This window comes from Peribacillus sp. Bi134 (assembly GCF_918698065.1).
Classification (GTDB): Bacteria; Bacillota; Bacilli; order Bacillales; family DSM-1321; genus Peribacillus.
This window is the reverse complement of the sequence record NZ_CAKKLN010000008.1, coordinates 246,913-264,626: the sequence shown is the minus strand read 5'-3', so window position 1 is coordinate 264,626 and position 17,714 is coordinate 246,913. Positions and strand designations below refer to the sequence as shown.

Annotated in this window: 14 protein-coding genes; 11 read left to right on the top strand and 3 right to left on the bottom strand. The window is 41.7% G+C overall.

All coding sequences use genetic code 11. The features are described 5' to 3' along the window. Positions 1-69 precede the first annotated feature (69 nt). Complete coding sequence (locus tag LQ188_RS19585) at positions 70-327, bottom strand: BA3454 family stress response protein (RefSeq protein WP_230177886.1); 258 nt, start codon at positions 325-327, stop codon at positions 70-72. A 124-nt stretch (positions 328-451) separates the two neighbouring features. Continuing rightward, positions 452-1,288 (bottom strand): DMT family transporter, encoded by an 837-nt coding sequence (locus LQ188_RS19580; RefSeq protein ID WP_101224928.1) that lies wholly within the window; start codon positions 1,286-1,288, stop codon positions 452-454. A gap of 303 nt (positions 1,289-1,591) precedes the next feature. Here LQ188_RS19580 and queF point away from each other — a divergent pair, with 303 nt between their 5' ends. Continuing rightward, positions 1,592-2,092: a preQ(1) synthase gene (gene queF / locus LQ188_RS19575; RefSeq protein ID WP_034305880.1), complete on the top strand. Its 501-nt coding sequence runs from the start codon at positions 1,592-1,594 to the stop codon at positions 2,090-2,092. Between the two features lie 203 nt (positions 2,093-2,295). Next, a complete protein-coding gene (locus tag LQ188_RS19570) occupies positions 2,296-3,642 on the top strand; it encodes an aspartate kinase (RefSeq protein ID WP_230177885.1) in 1,347 nt (448 codons plus the stop codon). Positions 3,643-4,301: 659 nt separating this feature from the next. On the opposite strand, the gene LQ188_RS19565 is transcribed toward LQ188_RS19570, so the two are convergent. Then, entirely contained in the window at positions 4,302-4,862 is a 561-nt protein-coding gene (locus LQ188_RS19565) for a nitroreductase (protein ID WP_101224925.1), read from the bottom strand. Positions 4,863-5,311: 449 nt separating this feature from the next. Here LQ188_RS19565 and LQ188_RS19560 point away from each other — a divergent pair, with 449 nt between their 5' ends. The 9 genes from LQ188_RS19560 to LQ188_RS19520 all read left to right on the top strand — a co-directional run bounded on the left by LQ188_RS19560 (position 5,312) and on the right by LQ188_RS19520 (position 17,682). Continuing rightward, entirely contained in the window at positions 5,312-7,060 is a 1,749-nt protein-coding gene (locus LQ188_RS19560; RefSeq protein WP_230177884.1) for an ABC transporter ATP-binding protein, read from the top strand. Further along, positions 7,035-8,825, top strand: a complete 1,791-nt coding sequence (locus LQ188_RS19555; RefSeq protein ID WP_230177883.1) for an ABC transporter ATP-binding protein — start codon at positions 7,035-7,037, stop codon at positions 8,823-8,825. The genes LQ188_RS19560 and LQ188_RS19555 overlap by 26 nt, the downstream gene beginning before the upstream one ends. Positions 8,826-9,191: 366 nt before the next feature. Then, entirely contained in the window at positions 9,192-11,246 is a 2,055-nt protein-coding gene (locus LQ188_RS19550) for a carbon starvation CstA family protein (RefSeq protein WP_101225040.1), read from the top strand. A gap of 13 nt (positions 11,247-11,259) precedes the next feature. Further along, positions 11,260-11,463, top strand: a complete 204-nt coding sequence (locus tag LQ188_RS19545) for a YbdD/YjiX family protein (RefSeq protein ID WP_101224922.1) — start codon at positions 11,260-11,262, stop codon at positions 11,461-11,463. Between the two features lie 305 nt (positions 11,464-11,768). After that, entirely contained in the window at positions 11,769-12,983 is a 1,215-nt protein-coding gene (locus LQ188_RS19540) for an ammonium transporter (protein ID WP_230177882.1), read from the top strand. A 15-nt stretch (positions 12,984-12,998) separates the two neighbouring features. After that, entirely contained in the window at positions 12,999-13,361 is a 363-nt protein-coding gene (locus LQ188_RS19535; protein WP_230177881.1) for a P-II family nitrogen regulator, read from the top strand. A gap of 570 nt (positions 13,362-13,931) precedes the next feature. Continuing rightward, positions 13,932-14,582, top strand: a complete 651-nt coding sequence (locus LQ188_RS19530; protein WP_133351753.1) for a LytTR family DNA-binding domain-containing protein — start codon at positions 13,932-13,934, stop codon at positions 14,580-14,582. A gap of 130 nt (positions 14,583-14,712) precedes the next feature. Beyond that, positions 14,713-16,239: an acetyl-CoA hydrolase/transferase family protein gene (locus tag LQ188_RS19525; RefSeq protein ID WP_101224918.1), complete on the top strand. Its 1,527-nt coding sequence runs from the start codon at positions 14,713-14,715 to the stop codon at positions 16,237-16,239. A gap of 336 nt (positions 16,240-16,575) precedes the next feature. Beyond that, positions 16,576-17,682 carry an AI-2E family transporter gene (locus LQ188_RS19520; RefSeq protein WP_101224917.1) on the top strand — a complete coding sequence of 369 codons (1,107 nt, stop codon included), beginning with the start codon at positions 16,576-16,578 and terminating at the stop codon, positions 17,680-17,682. Positions 17,683-17,714 lie beyond the last annotated feature (32 nt).

The window sequence follows — 17,714 nt, the reverse complement described above, 5'->3', positions numbered from 1 at the left end:
ATGAAACGTATTTTGGAAATTATTAAAATGGTAATAAAAAAGCAGGTATCTATTGCGATGCCTGCCTTCTTACGCTTTCCATTGCTTTTCAACTTGATGAAGGGCTTGTTGTAAAATTACTTCATGATCTGTACCCGGTTTAGTAAGGACGTTAGTTTGATAAGATTTTCCTTGGAAATCAACTGTTACTGTAACTTTTACCATAATGCATCTTTCCTTTCTTGATTCAGAATTAAATGAGGTGGTTGTACCTATTTCTTTAATACCCGTGGCAGAGGATTTTTCAAACATTTCAAAAGCTGTTAAATCTAAAGAATTAATATTCAAAATTATCTGATATTTTTACGGATGTGTCAACATTTTTTTTTTGACCTACCCCATTTCCCATTAAATAGAAAACGACCTGGCTTGTACACATGACAGCCAGGTTGTTTTTGTAAACGTACTATATTCATATTTTAGTTAAAATAATACCGATTAATGCTGCAAGAACACCGGCAATTTGATAGGTTTTTAGTTTTTCCTTGAATAAATAGCATCCAGCGAATACGACAACTAAACAGTTCAGGCTGACGACAGGGAAAATGATGCTTGCGATCCCTGTGTTCAATGCAAAGAAATAACATCCATAGCCTATCATGCTTAAAAAACCTACTAAGGAACCGATTTTGACTTCCTTTAGCTTGATTTTTTCTTTTTTTAAGGCCAGAGCCGAAAGAAGATAAAGCATTCCGCCTCCATACATTGATACAAGGATATCAAGGGAGTTTAAATGAAGACGTGTTGATGTCGTCATTAGAATTCCGAGCACTCCGAATGATAAGATGGAGAATACTGTGTGCATGATCCAAGGGACATATTGATGGTTACCTTTGGCGTTAGGTGTATACTGGATAACTAATGTAGCGAGAAACATGCAGACTATTCCACTCCACTGCAAGGAGGAAATATGTTCGTGAAAAATTAAAGCTGCACAGAGTATGGGGAATATGGCATTCGCTGCGATTAATGGTGATGTCAAGCTTGCCGGCCCTTTTTCAAAGGCGCTTGCCATCTGGATGTTACCATTAGCGTTCAGTACACCAATTGCTGCACCAAGCATGATGGACAGCCAGTTCAGCTGCAAACCATCCATAAACATTCCATAAATAATGGACAAAATAAAAGCTGAAAAATAAAAGAAAAATTGGATATGTATCTTGGAATAGCCTTTTCCGCTGCTCCATTTGAAAATGCTGTTATTGATTCCGAAACATAAGCTGGTGATGAGTGCTGCAAAAATCCACATGTGTATATTCTCTTCTTTCTTATAGGTTGAACTGCTTTTTCCATTTTAAACTGAATATATAAAGGAATCAAACCCAATTTAAGAGAGTTGCATTGACAGATTGACTATTTTTTTTTATATTTACTAAGACAATTTTAAAATATTTCCCGATAATCGGGAGAGGTTCATAGCATCACCCTCTTAAAAAAACTATGGCTTTGATATTTTTCGCGAATCAACCATATCTTTGAGGAGATATGGTTTTTGTTATATAGAGGCCCATTTTATGAATCTCCCTGAAACGTGGGATTAGGAGGACTTTTCATGTCTGGAAGAAAAGAAGAAGAATTAAAAAAAGATATCACACTGCTTGGTAATCAAGGAACAAAATATACATTTGACTATGCGCCTGAAATCCTTGAGTCATTCGATAACAAGCATCCGAACCGGGATTATTTCGTCAAATTCAATTGCCCGGAATTCACTAGCTTATGTCCGATAACGGGCCAGCCGGACTTTGCTACCATTTACATCAGCTATATTCCCAGTGTGAAAATGGTGGAAAGCAAGTCTTTGAAACTTTATTTATTCAGCTTCCGCAATCACGGTGATTTCCATGAAGACTGCATGAACATCATCATGAATGATTTAATCGAATTGATGGATCCTAAATATATTGAAGTTTGGGGCAAGTTTACACCTAGGGGCGGAATTTCCATCGACCCTTACACGAATTATGGGAAACCAGGCACGAAGTATGAGGAAATGGCGAATTACCGCTTGATGAATCATGACTTATACCCGGAAACCGTGGATAATCGCTAAAGAATGGAGAGACAATGGGGATATGCCCGTTGTCTTTTTCTTTGTTTTTAGCCATTCCCGATTCATCGTCCTGATGATTTGTCTTTTTTAAAAATACAAATGTCCTCCTATAATGGAATTTTCACTTGATTGTTTCGAGAAAAAGCGTAATAATAGGGAGAGTTGATTTTGACAGAATATTTACGAAAATAGGGGATGTCGAGATGAAAGTTGCGAAGTTTGGTGGAAGTTCACTTGCGTCAGGTGAACAATTGAGGAAGGTATTCGAAATTGTTGTTTCTGATCCAGAGAGAAAGATTGTAGTCGTTTCGGCTCCAGGGAAACGCAATTCCGATGATATAAAGGTGACGGATTTATTGATTGAAGCTGCGGAACAGCAGCTGCGCGGGGATAACGGAGAGCAATTGATAGAAGATGTCGTATCCCGCTATGCGAGCATTGCTGAAGAGTTGGATATATCCGAGAGTGTCATCAATGGGATTCATGAAAATTTAATGGCACTGCTGCATGCAGACCAAACTAACCCGAAGCGCTATCTGGATGCCTTGAAGGCAAGCGGCGAGGATAATAATGCGAAGCTGGTCGCAGGTTATTTCCAAAGCCGTGGTGTAGAGGCGCAGTATATAAATCCAAAGAAGGCCGGCTTGATCGTAACGGATGAAGGTGGATTTACCAAGGTGCTGCCAGAGTCTTATGATCGGTTATATGCTCTGCGTGATGAGCCTGGAATCGTAGTATTCCCGGGGTTCTTCGGTTATACGTTGGATGGTGATGTGTTAACCTTCTCAAGAAGCGGTTCCGATATTACTGGTTCGATTCTTGCTAATGGGGTCAAAGCTGATTTGTATGAGAACTTTACGGACGTGGATGCCGTTTATGCGGTGAATCCAAATGTGGTTTCCAATCCGAAGGGAATCCGGGAATTAACCTATCGTGAGATGCGTGAGCTTTCTTATGCAGGCTTCTCGGTATTTCATGATGAGGCACTGATTCCTGCATTCCGTGCGGGAATACCAGTCCATATCCAGAATACGAACAATCCGGCGGCACAAGGGACCCGCATTGTGAATACACGGGATAATACGAACGGGCCCGTTATTGGGATTGCGAGTGATAAAGGATTTTGCAGCATTTACATTAGCAAATATTTGATGAACCGGGAAGTTGGTTTTGGTCGGAAACTGCTGCACATCCTTGAAGATTATGGAGTTTCATATGAGCATATTCCATCAGGCATCGATGATGTGACGCTTATTCTAAGGCAGGACCAGATGAAAGGTGAAGCCGAGAGAAAAATCATTTCCCGAATCAAGAAAGAGCTGCATGCCGATGAAGTGAATGTGGAGCATGATCTTGCCTTGATCATGGTTGTAGGGGAAGGAATGCGCCATAATGTCGGTACAACGGCAAGAGCGTCAAAAGCCCTGGCCGAAGCTAAGGTGAATATTGAGATGATCAACCAGGGCTCTTCGGAGGTAAGCATGATGTTCGGTGTGAAAGGGCACAACGAAGAGACGGCGATTCGGGCATTGTATCACGAGTTCTTTTGAGTATGGGCGTTCAGGGACCTCCTTTTAGAAGGGGGTTTTTTTGATTAATCTTTTAGTCACTATACATACGCTGGATTTTTCATTCGGTTCTTTATGATAGTGGCAATGACCGTGTGATAATCATTACAAGCTAACAGTCGCGCTGTAGGGTTCAGGGCGTCTTTATTAATTTAATACCCATTTGTCAAGTGGTTAAAGCAATTAGAGGAGAACGGAGTTGACGCTCCAACCTCTGAATACATATCTTTCACCAAATTATAAATGAAAGAGATGTCAAAGGCACATCAAGTTTACGAGCCAAATGATTCACTGAGTTGATCTTGCTGAATAGAATCGTGTTTAGAAAGCATCCATATCACCCAAGTTAAATACTTCTATATAATACAAAAAAGAATGTAGGGATAAGTTCTATCTATATGTTAAAACAAAGTTGATTGGAGTGTAAGGGGCGAGACTCCTGGGGGAAAAGCGCGTCTAGGGGAGACATCGCAGGCGTAAGCCGAGGAGGCTCCCGGACCGCCCGCGGAAAGCGAGTGCCTGGAGCGGAGATCAACGTTCAAATTGTAAAAGCCATAAAAAAACTGTAGAAAACTCGATTTTCATCAAGTTTGTCTACAGTCTGAGTCTCCAAATAGAAGATTGGATGCTTTCCTTTTATGTTAGTCCATAATGGTCAGGAGTTGATCGATCGCGGTCCTTGGACGAGGGGCAGGAATCATATCGGGATAGCCAACGTGAAGGCTGCCGACGATCTTCTCGCCTGGTTTCACACCCAAAGCTTCACGAAACTCCATGCTGTGTATCATGCCGTATGTTTCCCATATCATCCCGATTCCCTGTTCCCAGGCAAGCAGGCTGAAATTCTGGATCAAGGCACTTGTAGCCGCATAATCTTCTTCACGTGTCATGGGATTCGGGTTCTCTTCCATGATCACTGCGACAAACATCGGTACACCTATAAGTTTATTATATCCTCGCTGTCCGGCTGCTTTTTTCTTTTCAGGGTCCTTCTCTTTGCCTTCCATGAATGCACGGGTTGCTTCTGCGAGTTTTAAACGGCTATCACCATGCACCACGACGAAGCGCCATGGCTGGGTCATTTTATGGTTCGGTGCCCATGTCGAAGTTTCCAATAATGATTGAATGGTATCAATAGGAACAGGAATGTCCTTAAATCGTTTGATGCTGCGCCGTTCTTTAATGATATCTTCTAGTTTCATGATCATCCTGCTCCTTTAATCATATATGTAAGTTTAATAGTTGAAAAAAAATAATCCCCGGCTGCCTAATATGCTTCCAACGTGAATAAATTACTTGAATAAAGAGGGGGCAATATTCTAGTGACTTGCATTCGCTAATGAGCATATAATTTTACTAGGCACAGAGAAGCCGGGGCGACATTGTATCTATGTACAATATCAAAAGGGTACGATAAGAGAATATCGTAATTGCTTATCAAATTTCAGAGATCGATAATGAAATTGAAAATCATTATCAATTAGAATTTTCGCTTATTTCCTGTTATTTGTCAAGGGTATTTATAAAAAAAAATTCAAGATATTTACCAATGCTTTAAAACGGTTAAAATCTTTTAAAAAATCTGTATAAAAATGTATAATGAGAGGATAAAAAAATGCTATCTACATAAGAAGAATCGAAGGTGTCATAGATGAAAAAATTGTCCTCATTTCTTAAGCCGTACTGGCTTTTGATCATTCTTGCTTTATCCTTAATGATTGTCGAGCTCGGGGTAGAGCTGTTACAACCTTTATTTATAGCAAAAATAATTGATGATGGCATTTTGCAGAAAGATTTATCGGTGGTGATTAAATGGGGAAGTGTCATGGTTGGGCTTTCTGTTTTTTCATTTCTTGGCGGGATCGTTAATTCATTTACGGCATCACATGTAAGTCAAAGCTTTGGACATGATGTCAGGAAAAGCCTTTTTGGTAAAATACAGGCGTTTTCTTTTGCAAATTTGAATAATATCCCGACTTCCTCGTTGATAACAAGGATGACAAATGATGTGACACAACTTCAAAATACGGTTTTTATGGGCTTGCGTATCATGGCGAGGGCGCCATTGATCGTAATCGGCGGAGCGATAATGGCTATTGCGGTCGATTTGAAACTATCACTTGTTTTGGTCATTTCAATTCCGATTCTTGTTTTCTTCCTGAGATGGGTTATGAAACGAGCAGCCAAGCTGTTTAAGCTCGTACAGAAAAAACTCGATAATGTTAATGGCGTAATGAGGGAAAACCTGATAGGCATGCGCTTGATCAAGGCTTTTCTTCGTAAGGAGCATGAAATCGGCCGATTTGACGATGCGAATGAAGAGTTGAAAAGAAAGACCGTGACTTCGCTTCGTCTAATAGAAACGACGATGCCAGTACTGATGTTGGTCATGAATGTGGCGATTCTGATCATTCTCTGGCTTGGAAGCGAATTTATAACAACGGGAGATATACAGGTAGGGGAAGTTGTGGCGATTGTCAACTATGCCACAAGAATTGCGGCATCCCTTTCCGTTTTTTCATGGCTGATCATGGTCATTTCCCGTGCGAAGGCTTCAGCGGAGCGTGTGACGGAAATATTTGAAACCCCGATAGATATTGATGAAGGTAAGGCGGAAAGCAAGAGTGGGGCCGTAAATGGGGGAGGCATCAAGTTTTTGGATGTATCTTTTCGTTATCCTGGAACCGATACGCCGATATTGAAAAAACTGACCTTCTCCATCGATCCGGGAGAAACGCTTGCCATCTTAGGAGCGACAGGATCAGGGAAAACATCTCTGTTTCAGCTGATTCCGAGATTATACGAAGTTGAAAGCGGCTCCATTCAAATTGATGACCAAGATCTGAAAGATATCCCCCTGAATTCTCTGCGGAAAAGGATCGGCTATGTACCGCAAGAGGCGCTGCTTTTTTCAGGAACCATAAAAAATAATGTCGCTTGGGGAAAAGAAGGTGCCTCGATGGAGGAAATCATGGCTGCGGCCAAGCATGCTCAGGTGCATGAGACCGTAATGAAACTTCCGAAGCGATATGAAACCCAGTTAGGGCAAAAAGGAGTGAATCTGTCCGGAGGGCAAAAACAGCGCTTATCGATCGCAAGAGCATTGGTGCGCAGACCGAAGATTCTCCTTCTGGATGATAGTACGAGTGCGCTGGATTTGAAAACGGAAAGTAAATTGCTTGCCGCTTTAAAGGAATATACATGCACAACGCTCATCATTACACAAAAAATCAGTACAGCCATGGAGGCGGACAAAATCTTGTTGCTGGAAAGCGGTCAAGTCCTTGCACTGGGGAAACATGAGGATTTGCTTCAAACAAGCGATCTTTATCGAAAAATCGTTCACTCACAGTTTGGGGAGGAGGGGATTTCGCTTGAGTCAAAGAATATCTCCCGATAAGGCAAAGTCTAAACCGGTCAACTCCTGGAATACGATAAAACGGATCATTCCCTACTTAGCAACGAATAAAAGCCTGTTATTTTGTGTCCTTTTCATGGTGCTGATAAGCTCGGTTTTGGGGTTGCTTGGCCCCTTTCTTGTTGGGATGGCCATTGATGATTATATTGTCACAAAAGATAGCGGGGGGCTGATCACCCTTCTTTTCGGACTTCTTGGAGTCTATATATTCTATTCCCTATCCATGTGGCTTCAGAATTATTGGATGATTGGAATCGCGCAGGATACGGTTTATGAAATGCGCAATCAATTATTTAAAAAGCTTCATCAGCTATCCATCCCCTTTTTTGACCGGCGCCAGCATGGGGAATTGATGAGTAGGGTCACGAATGATATAGAAAATGTCAGTTCCACTTTGAATAGTTCCGTCATCCAGATTTTTTCAAGTGTGCTGACACTGGTCGGGACGATCGGAGTCATGCTGTATCTGAGCCCTTTATTAACTGTTTTAACCTTATTCATCGTTCCGCTTATGTTCTTCGGTCTGAGGTGGATAACGAACCGGACAGGAAAGCTGTTTAAACAACAGCAGAAGAACCTTGGGGAACTGAATGGGTTTATAGAAGAAACGATTTCCGGACAACGGATCGTAAAGGCTTTTTCACAGGAAGATAAAGTGATCCGGGATTTTATCATCCGGAGTGAAAACTTGAAGAAAGCCGGCTTCCTATCACAATCATACTCCGGGCTGATTCCAAAACTGATGAATTTACTGAACAACCTAAGTTTCACGGTAATAGCTGCTGTCGGCGGGTTTTTGGCGCTGAGTGGCATAGGAACGGTTTCCATCGGGGTAATTGTCATCTTCACCGAGTATTCAAGGCAATTCACCCGTCCGCTCAATGACCTGGCTAACCAATTCAATACACTCCTCTCAGCTGTTGCCGGTGCGGAGCGGGTTTTCGCCATACTTGATGAAGAAGAAGAGGAAGTGGATGAGAAGCAGGCCTCTGAACTTCGAGATGTCCGCGGTGAGGTGGTCTTTGAGGGTGTTTCCTTTTCGTATAATGATGAGGAGCAAACGATATATGATGTTAATTTCCAGGCGGAAAAAGGGGAGACCATCGCGCTTGTAGGTCCCACTGGGGCCGGTAAGACTACGATCATTAATCTTCTTGCCCGTTTTTACGAGCCGAGCAGCGGCCGGATAATGATTGATGGGCAGGATATCCAACAGGTGACGAGGTCTAGTCTCCGTAAGCATATGGGCTTCGTTTTACAGGATTCCTTCTTGTTTCAAGGTACGATTCGTGAAAATATCCGCTACGGCCGACTGGAGGCGGAAGATGAAGAAGTGGTGAATGCAGCCAAGCTTGCCAATGCCCATTCCTTTATCATGAAACTGCCAGATCGATATGATACCATCTTGAATCAAGAGGGCAGTGGAATAAGTCAGGGGCAGCGCCAGTTATTATCGATTGCCAGGGCTATTTTAGCCGATCCCATTCTATTGATTTTGGACGAAGCGACAAGTAGCATAGATACGATTACCGAACTTAAAATCCAGGAAGCATTACACCGCTTGATGGAGGGAAGGACAAGTTTTGTCATTGCCCACAGATTGAATACAATTCAGCAAAGTGATCAAATCCTTGTACTTGATGAAGGAAGGGTCATTGAAAAGGGATCCCATGATGAATTGTTGCGGCAGAGGGGTTTTTATTACGACCTATTTCGCAGTTCTTTAAGGGGAAATCAGATTGGATGAAGAAAGAATGTGTGCCGTCAGGCGCACATTTTTTTGTTGTTGGTCCAATAACAAGGACAACTTCCGTTTCATTTAATGATGCACCTTCCAAAAATGGTATTTTTTAATCGATGCGGTTCTTATAAAGAGTGTGAATTCATAAATCCATATTGGTGGGAAAAGAGGTAATTATCGACAAAATAATGGAAAATACTTTACAAATTGACCAATTTACTATTGCTAAAAATCCTTATGGTGACATATAATTCAGAATATATATAAAATTCTTTAAATTTAATGGGCACGGGGAGTAATTCAGCCCAGGTCCCTTATAAATGAAGGTTTTTTATAGTTGTAAAATAGTTCAATGGAGGGGAGATGGAAAAAATGAAAGCGCTTAAGTCAGTCGTACTTTGGGGGATCATATCTGCTTTGGGGGCGGTGAGTTTTGGTTTCGTCGCGCTAAACCGGGGGGAAAGCATCAATGCCATGTGGATTGTCACTGCAGCACTCTGTGTTTATTCAATTGCATACCGCTTTTATAGTAAATTCATTGCACGGAAAGTGTTTGAGCTAGATGACAATCGCCAGACTCCATCGGAAGCGAATAATGATGGGAAAGATTATGTTCCTACAAACAAATGGGTGTTGTTTGGCCACCATTTTGCAGCAATTGCCGGAGCTGGCCCTCTGGTAGGTCCCATCCTTGCAGCGCAGATGGGATATTTGCCAGGGACGCTATGGCTTGTAGTCGGAGTTGTTTTGGCTGGTGCCGTACAGGATTTCATCATTCTTTTCGGTTCGATGCGCCGTAACGGCAAATCTTTGGGAGAGATGATCAAAGAGGAAATTGGACCGATTACAGGCTTGATAGCGATGATCGGTATCCTCGGTATCATGATCATTTTATTGGCGGTACTTGCCCTGGTTGTCGTAAAAGCGCTGGTGGGCAGTCCGTGGGGAATGTTCACGATTGCCTCGACCATACCGATTGCAGTCCTTATGGGCATTTACATGCGTTATATAAGGCCGGGACGGGTTGGTGAAGGGTCGATTATCGGAATCATACTTTTGATGCTCGCGTTATATTTCGGCCGCTTTGTAGCCGAGAGTGCAACATTGGCGCCAATGTTCACTTTCAGCGGGGAAACGATTGCCATCATGTTGATTGTCTACGGTTTCGTTGCCTCCGTTTTGCCTGTATGGATGTTATTGGCACCGCGTGATTATTTAAGTACATTCTTGAAAATCGGTACGATCATCGGACTTGCACTTGGTATCTTTATTGTCATGCCGAGCCTTGAAATGCCTGCAGTCACTCAATTCATCGATGGAACAGGACCTGTATTTTCCGGAAATTTATTCCCGTTCCTATTCATTACGATCGCTTGTGGAGCGGTATCGGGATTCCATGCACTCGTTTCCTCAGGTACAACTCCTAAGATGATTGAACGCGAATCGCATGCACGTCCAATCGGATACGGGGCGATGTTGACTGAATCCTTTGTAGCCATCATGGCGATGATTGCCGCCTGTGTATTGACGCCAGGTATCTATTTTGCCATTAACAGCCCGGGAGCCGTTGTGGGAACGGAACCAGCGCAAGTGGCTGCTACCATATCCGATTGGGGTTTCCTTGTGACACCTGAGATGATTACCGGCCTTGCAGACGATGTTGGGGAAGAGACCATCATATCCCGTACTGGAGGAGCACCGACCTTTGCAATCGGCATGGCCCATATCTTCTCGCAAGTGATTGGGGGGGCGTCCCTGATGGCATTCTGGTATCATTTCGCGATCTTGTTCGAGGCATTGTTCATATTGACCACCATTGATGCAGGAACCAGGGTGGGACGTTTTATGATACAGGATATCATCGGCACCTTTTACAAACCATTTGCCGAAACGAATAAATGGCTGCCTAATATAATTGCAACTGCCATTTGTGTAATCGGTTGGGGGTACTTCCTTTATCAAGGGGTCATTGATCCCCTTGGCGGGATCAACACCCTTTGGCCATTGTTTGGAATTGCGAATCAGATGCTTTCCGCCATTGCGTTGCTGCTTGGGACGACGGTCCTTTTCAAAATGGGCAAAAAAGCGTACACATGGGTCACTCTTGTGCCCACTACATTCTTGTTGATAGTGACCATGACGGCAGGGTGGCAGAAGCTGTTCCATGAAAACCCGGCAATTGGCTTTTTAGCACATAAGGATAAATTTAAAGCGGCTTATGATAGTGGGGAAGTTCTTGCTCCTGCAGCCAATCTGGCCGAGATGAAGCGGGTTATCGTCAATGATTATGTGGATGCTGCTCTATGTGCCATCTTCATGATCGTGGTGATCACTGTCCTGATATCTGCCATTAGGTTATGGATAAAAGTCTTGAAGAACCAGAAAATAGATTTACATGAAACGCCTTATGTATCAAGGTCGTCATAAGGGAGGGAAAGCAATGTTGAAAAGAATAATTACAATTCTCAGCTACAGAAAGCAATTCGTCAGTTTGCTCGTCGGCGTGCCAAGTTATGATACGTATGTGGCACATATGAAAAAGCATCATCCTGAAGAGCGCGTGAAAACCAGGAAAGAATTTTTCTGCGAAGCCCAGGATGAACGGTATAACGCAAAGGGTGGGAAAGTGTCTCGTTGCTGTTAATTGAATATTTTTTGAGGGTCCTCAATATGAGGGCCCTTTTTTTATTGGTTTTTTTGAAGTGGGGCATAGGTAGAGGGGTAAATGTAATAGTAATGGAGTCGTAAAAAGGTGGAAAATTAATTATAAGACAAAAAAATCAAATTATCTAAGCCTTTATTCACAGTTATGTTATATAACCTAACATTTTTTTTATGAAATATAAAAATTAAGTTGAATTATTAGAAAATTAAGTATATGATAAAAAATATAACATAATAGTGTTAATAAACATAACATATACAAAAAACAAGGGGGAAAAAAACAGTATGCAAATGGCAGATTCGGTATTCATGTTTTTGGCGACAATGATGGTTTGGTTAATGACACCAGGGATTGCCCTGTTTTATGGAGGGATGGTAAAAAGTAAAAATGTCCTGAATACGGCAATGCATAGTTATATGCCATTGGCTGTCATTTCGATTCTTTGGGTGCTGATTGGGTATTCATTATCATTTTCACCTGGTAATACACTTCTGGGAGGTCTGGACTGGGTTGGCTTAAAGGATGTAGGCTTTGCACCTGGACCATACAGTGAAACGATTCCTCATAGTTTGTTCATGTTATTCCAAATGACTTTTGCCGTTTTAACCGTCTCGATCATTGCAGGTGGCATTGCCGAGCGGATGAGATTTTCAGCATTCCTGATTTTTACGATCCTTTGGTCTTTATTCGTATACGCTCCCGTTGCACACTGGGTATGGGGAGGCGGCTGGTTAGCGGAACTTGGTACACTTGACTTTGCAGGCGGCAACGTTGTTCATATTTCTTCAGGGGTTGCAGGTCTGGTTTTAGCGATCATGTTAGGTAAAAGGAAAGAGTCGGGTGACAGTGCACCGCATAATCTTCCTTTAACATTCCTTGGCGGATCATTAATATGGTTCGGTTGGTACGGCTTCAACGTCGGAAGCGCACTGACAATCAATGAAGTGGCGATGAATGTATTCGTCAATACAGCTGTTGCGGCCGCTGCTGGTATCATAGGCTGGCTGATCGTTGAGTATATGGCTAATAAAAAGGCAACATTGCTGGGTGCGGTATCAGGAGCTATTTCTGGCTTGGTGGCCATTACACCTGCTTGCGGATTCGTAACCCCTGCCTCTTCCATCATCATCGGTGTCATTGGTGGTGCCGTATGTTTCTGGGGCGTATTCTTCCTGAAGAATAAACTCGGTTACGATGATGCACTTGATGCTTTCGGATTGCACGGGATCGGCGGGACATGGGGTGGGATCGCTACAGGTTTATTCGCGACCACTTCCGTTAACGAAAACGGTGCAGATGGTTTATTCTATGGAGATTTCAACTTGTTGTGGAAGCAGCTTGTAGCGATCATTGCGACATATATCTTCGTTGCCGTGGTCACATATGTCGTTGCTAAAGTCATTAACCTTTTCGTACCGTTGCGTGTCAGTGAAGAAGATGAGTCAATGGGGCTTGATCTTACACTTCATGGAGAAAAAGCTTATCACGAATCCATTTAAAAGGGGGTTGCTCATATGTCCGAGGTTTTAACCAAAATAGAAATCATTACACGTCCGATCAAGTTTGAACAATTCAAAGCGGAACTTGCAAAAATAGGGGTAAGCGGAATGACTGTATCGGAAGTAAAAGGAACGGGTCTTCAGAAAAGTTATGTGGAAACCTATAGAGGCAGAAATCGTGAAATGTCACTACATGATCGAATGAAAATCGAAATCGTCGTGTGTGAAGTGCCAGTTCAGGATGTTGTGGATGTAGCAAGGAAATTCCTGAGTACAGGTAAACCAGGTGACGGAAAAATCTTCGTTTATGAATTGGCGAATGTTGTGAATATCCGTACCGGAAAAGAAGGTCATGATGCATTAAAGAATGACATCTGAATGTCCGGCCGAATGTGCCGGATACAGTTGATTAAAGAAAGGGAGCTGAAAATGGGGAGACTGGTCCGAATTGTTAATGCAAAAAAACAGAAGATCGTTAATACGCTCATTTCAGAGGATGTATATCAACCTGATGACCGACCCTTTTTATTGGAATTGCCACTGAAAAATCTAGAAGAGATACTATCTCTAAGAATAAAATCCTCGTTTCAAAATCCCCGTTTTAAAAAATGACCCTTAGCCGTTATCCTATATGGGGAGAGCGGCTTTTTTATGCGTTTGATTCCCACCCTCGCGACATTTAAATGTTAGTATATAAGGAAACTTTTTTCTTGAATCCCCCATGGAAATCGAGGAGCTTTCCAACTATAATGAATAAGGATGTAAATTTAAATACGATTTTTTTGCCTTTTTTGACGCTTTTCGCTTAGTTACTTCAATTTTTCTTTAATTTTACGAATAGTAAATTCAAAAAAATGTAAGTTTTCCAAAAAATGATGAATTATTTTATGAATGCCCTGTTTAATAATAGGGAAATTATTAATATGTTCTTTTAAGAGGTGAAAGGAAATGGATCAATTTACGGTCGAATCCGTTTTAAATATCATCAGGGAATTTGTACCGAAGGATGCTTCAATTTCTGTGGCTGATTCCGAAAAATACATTTATTATCAACCGAGCAAACAAGTTGATTTAAGAATAAAACCAGGTGATTTAATCAGTGAAAACACAGCGACATATAAAGCACTGAGTGTCCGTAAAAAAATAGGGGTGCAGGTTGAAAGCAATGTATTTGGCGTACCTTACTATGGGCTGAGTGTTCCTATCATGGACCAGGGCAATCCTTTAGGAGCGGTCACGGCCATCTTGCCGACAAAGCCATTAATTTTACCTACATCATTCTTGACCATTAAAACCGAAGATCGCTGGATACCGCTTCCATATGATGAAATTATGTATCTGGAAGCTCAAAATAGGAAAACTAAAATTCAGTCCGAACGTGTGAGTGGATTTCATAAAATGAATTTAAGTGAATTGGAATTCATTTTACCTAGTGATTTATTCATTCGCGTGCATCGTTCGTACATCGTCAATATCAACTATATTCAAGAAATCCTTCCCGATTTTCATTCTACATTTTTACTGATAATGAAAGACAATTCCAAAATCCAGGTCAGTCAAACGTATGCAAGTCAATTCAGGAGGGCTTTAGGATTTTAATGATTCTCCCTTGTGTGAATAAAATGCTGGTTTATGCCCTATTTAAGGCTTTTCATTCAAAAATGAATGTGACGATTACACAGGATTGGTAAAATTAAGTGTAAGAAAAGCGAAAATGGGGGTCTTTTGTATGAACGAAAGCGTTTTCAAAAAAATTCGCAATGAACAATTTAAGGGGAAAGTAGTTACAGCGGAAGAAGCAGCTTCATGGATTAAAGATGGGATGAAACTCGGGATGAGTGGATTTACCCGTGCTGGTGATGCTAAAGTTATTCCGATGGCTCTAGTTGAAAAAGCAAAAACTGAAAAATTCAAAGTTGACGTTTATACTGGTGCTTCATTAGGACCGGAAGTCGATCAACATATGGCGGAAGCCGGTATCATAAACAAACGTTTGCCGTTCCAAGCGGATAAAGGCATTCGCAATAAAATAAATGCTGATGAAGTCACTTATGTGGACCAGCATTTATCTCATACAGCTGAACAAGTTCGTCAAGGCATTGTCGGACCTATAGATTTTGCAATCATCGAAGCATTGGCGATTACTGAAGAAGGATTGATCATCCCGACAACTTCTGTAGGTAACTCAGCCATATTCGTTCAAGAAGCTAAACATGTAATCATTGAATTGAACGTGTCCCATCCAGAAGGATTGGAAGGGATGCATGATATATATACACCAGCTGAACAAGGGAAACGAGAACCGATTCCTATGACTAAAGCTAGTGATCGCCTTGGATCGATCGGTATTGCGGTTGACCCTGAAAAAGTAATGGGAATCGTCATTTCTACAGATCTTGATGCACCTTCTACAATCGTGCCGCCGGATGAAGAAACTGCAACAATCGCGAACCACCTCATTAACTTCCTTCGTGAAGAAATCAAGGCTGGCCGTTTAACTGAAAGCCTTGCTCCGCTTCAGTCGGGTGTAGGTTCAGTGGCAAATGCTGTATTCGCTGGCTTCCTTGATTCTGAATTTAAAGATTTGGAAGTTTATTCAGAAGTGCTGCAAGATGCGGTATTTGATTTAATCGATGCTGGAAAAGTTAAATTCGCTTCAGGTTGTTCGATCACATTAGCTGAAGAAAAAGGTAAACAAGTTTACGGTGAACTTGAAAAATACCGTGATAAACTAGTTCTCCGTCCACAAGAAATATCTAACCATCCTGAAATCATCCGCCGTCTTGGTTTGATTTCAATCAATACAGCGTTAGAGTGTGATATCTATGGTAACGTAAACTCGACACATGTTTCTGGGACAAGAATGATGAATGGAATCGGTGGCTCGGGAGATTTTGCCCGTAACTCACGCCTAGGCATTTTCGTAACGAAATCATATGCAAAAGGCGGCAAGATTTCCAGTATCGTTCCTTTCGTTTCTCATGTGGATCATACTGAACATGATGTGGATGTATTAGTGACAGAGCAAGGGATCGCTGATTTACGTGGTTTGGCACCAAAAGAGCGCGTAGAGTTAATCATTGAAAATTGTGCGCATCCTGACTACCGTCCACAGCTTCGTGCATACTTCACTGAAGCTGTTGCGCAAACTGGCGGGCATCAAACTCCACACATTCTTGAAAAAGCATTTTCATGGCATACAAACCTAGCTAAAAACGGTACGATGCTTGAAGCAGTACTTCAAGATCAAAAATAAGACTCAAAACCACCCCGCCAATACAGCGGGGTTTTTTTATTTGGGTCCGTTTCCCGTATTGGGTGGAAAACCATGAATCTTTCAATTTGCATGATGGTGCATATTAGTTTTTTTCCTCTAACATATAAAAGATTTAAAGTGTAAAATGATGCTTAACCATCAAAAAGATAGGGAACTGTATCTTTAGGCTTTTTTCTTTTATTTTTGTATATAATTATTCATTCAAGTTATAGAAGTATGGTAAACTGCTAACAATGAAGGATTATCATACATAGAATTTTTTCGTTTCCTTAGAAATAAGGAGTCATATAGAATGCTTATAGTGGAGGAGATTATTTGTTCAAGCAAAAACTGCATTTTTGGACGTTAGAGTTATTACTATTGTCTTTACTTTTTTATGTTGGTACAAAGATTTCTTTTCTTTTTGAACCAATCGTGATTTTTACCTCGACATTGTTCTTTCCCATCTTGATTTCAGGTTTTCTCTATTTCCTTTTCAATCCCACTGTTGATTTCCTCGTTAAAAGAAGAGTGCCTAGGGGATTGGCGATATTATTGCTTTATGTATTTTTCCTGGGATTGATTAGTTTGCTGGTCGGTCTGGTTGGACCTTCACTGTCCAAACAGGTTACGGATTTAATCAATAACCTTCCGGATTATTTCAATCAAACAAGGAAGTTCATTGAAGATTCAGCGGAGTCAAAATGGTTTTTATGGACGGTGGAACAAGATTATGTACCTTTGCAAGAAGTAGGGGATTCGCTTCAGAAATATTTGACTGATTTACCTAGTAATATTACGAACAGTTTAACTTCCGTTTTCAGCGTAGTGACGAATATTACTTTAGTGGTCGTAACGGTTCCTTTCATCCTGTTTTATATGTTGAAGGATGGGGATAAGCTTCCGGCCGCCATTATGAAATTCGTCCCGGTTCGCTATAGGAAACCAGCTTTAACAGTGCTTCAGGAAACTGGCGGGACGCTTACTACATACATACAAGGGCAGATGCTTGTTTGCATGTTTGTCGGGATCGGAACTTTCATCGGGTATTTGATCATTGGTTTGCCATATGCGTTCTTATTCGCGCTGATTGGCGCTGTAACCAATATCATTCCATATGTAGGCCCGTTTATCGGAGCCGCTCCTGCTGTCATTGTGGCGTTGATTCATTCACCGACCGAGGCGTTATTGGTCATTCTGGTTGTAACGGTCATTCAGCAATTGGATGGCAATTTCATTTCACCGTTAGTCATCGGGAAGAAATTGAACACACATCCGCTTACCATCATCATCCTATTGCTCGTCGCCGGAAACATTGCCGGTATCATCGGCATGATTTTGGCCGTTCCGACTTATTCCGTTGTTAAAACGATTGTATTGAATATCGTAAAATTCATCAGGATCCGAAAAGAGGAAAAGCTTGAAGAGGATATATTGGAATGAAAAAACGGGCCCGACTCAATTGAGTCCGGCCC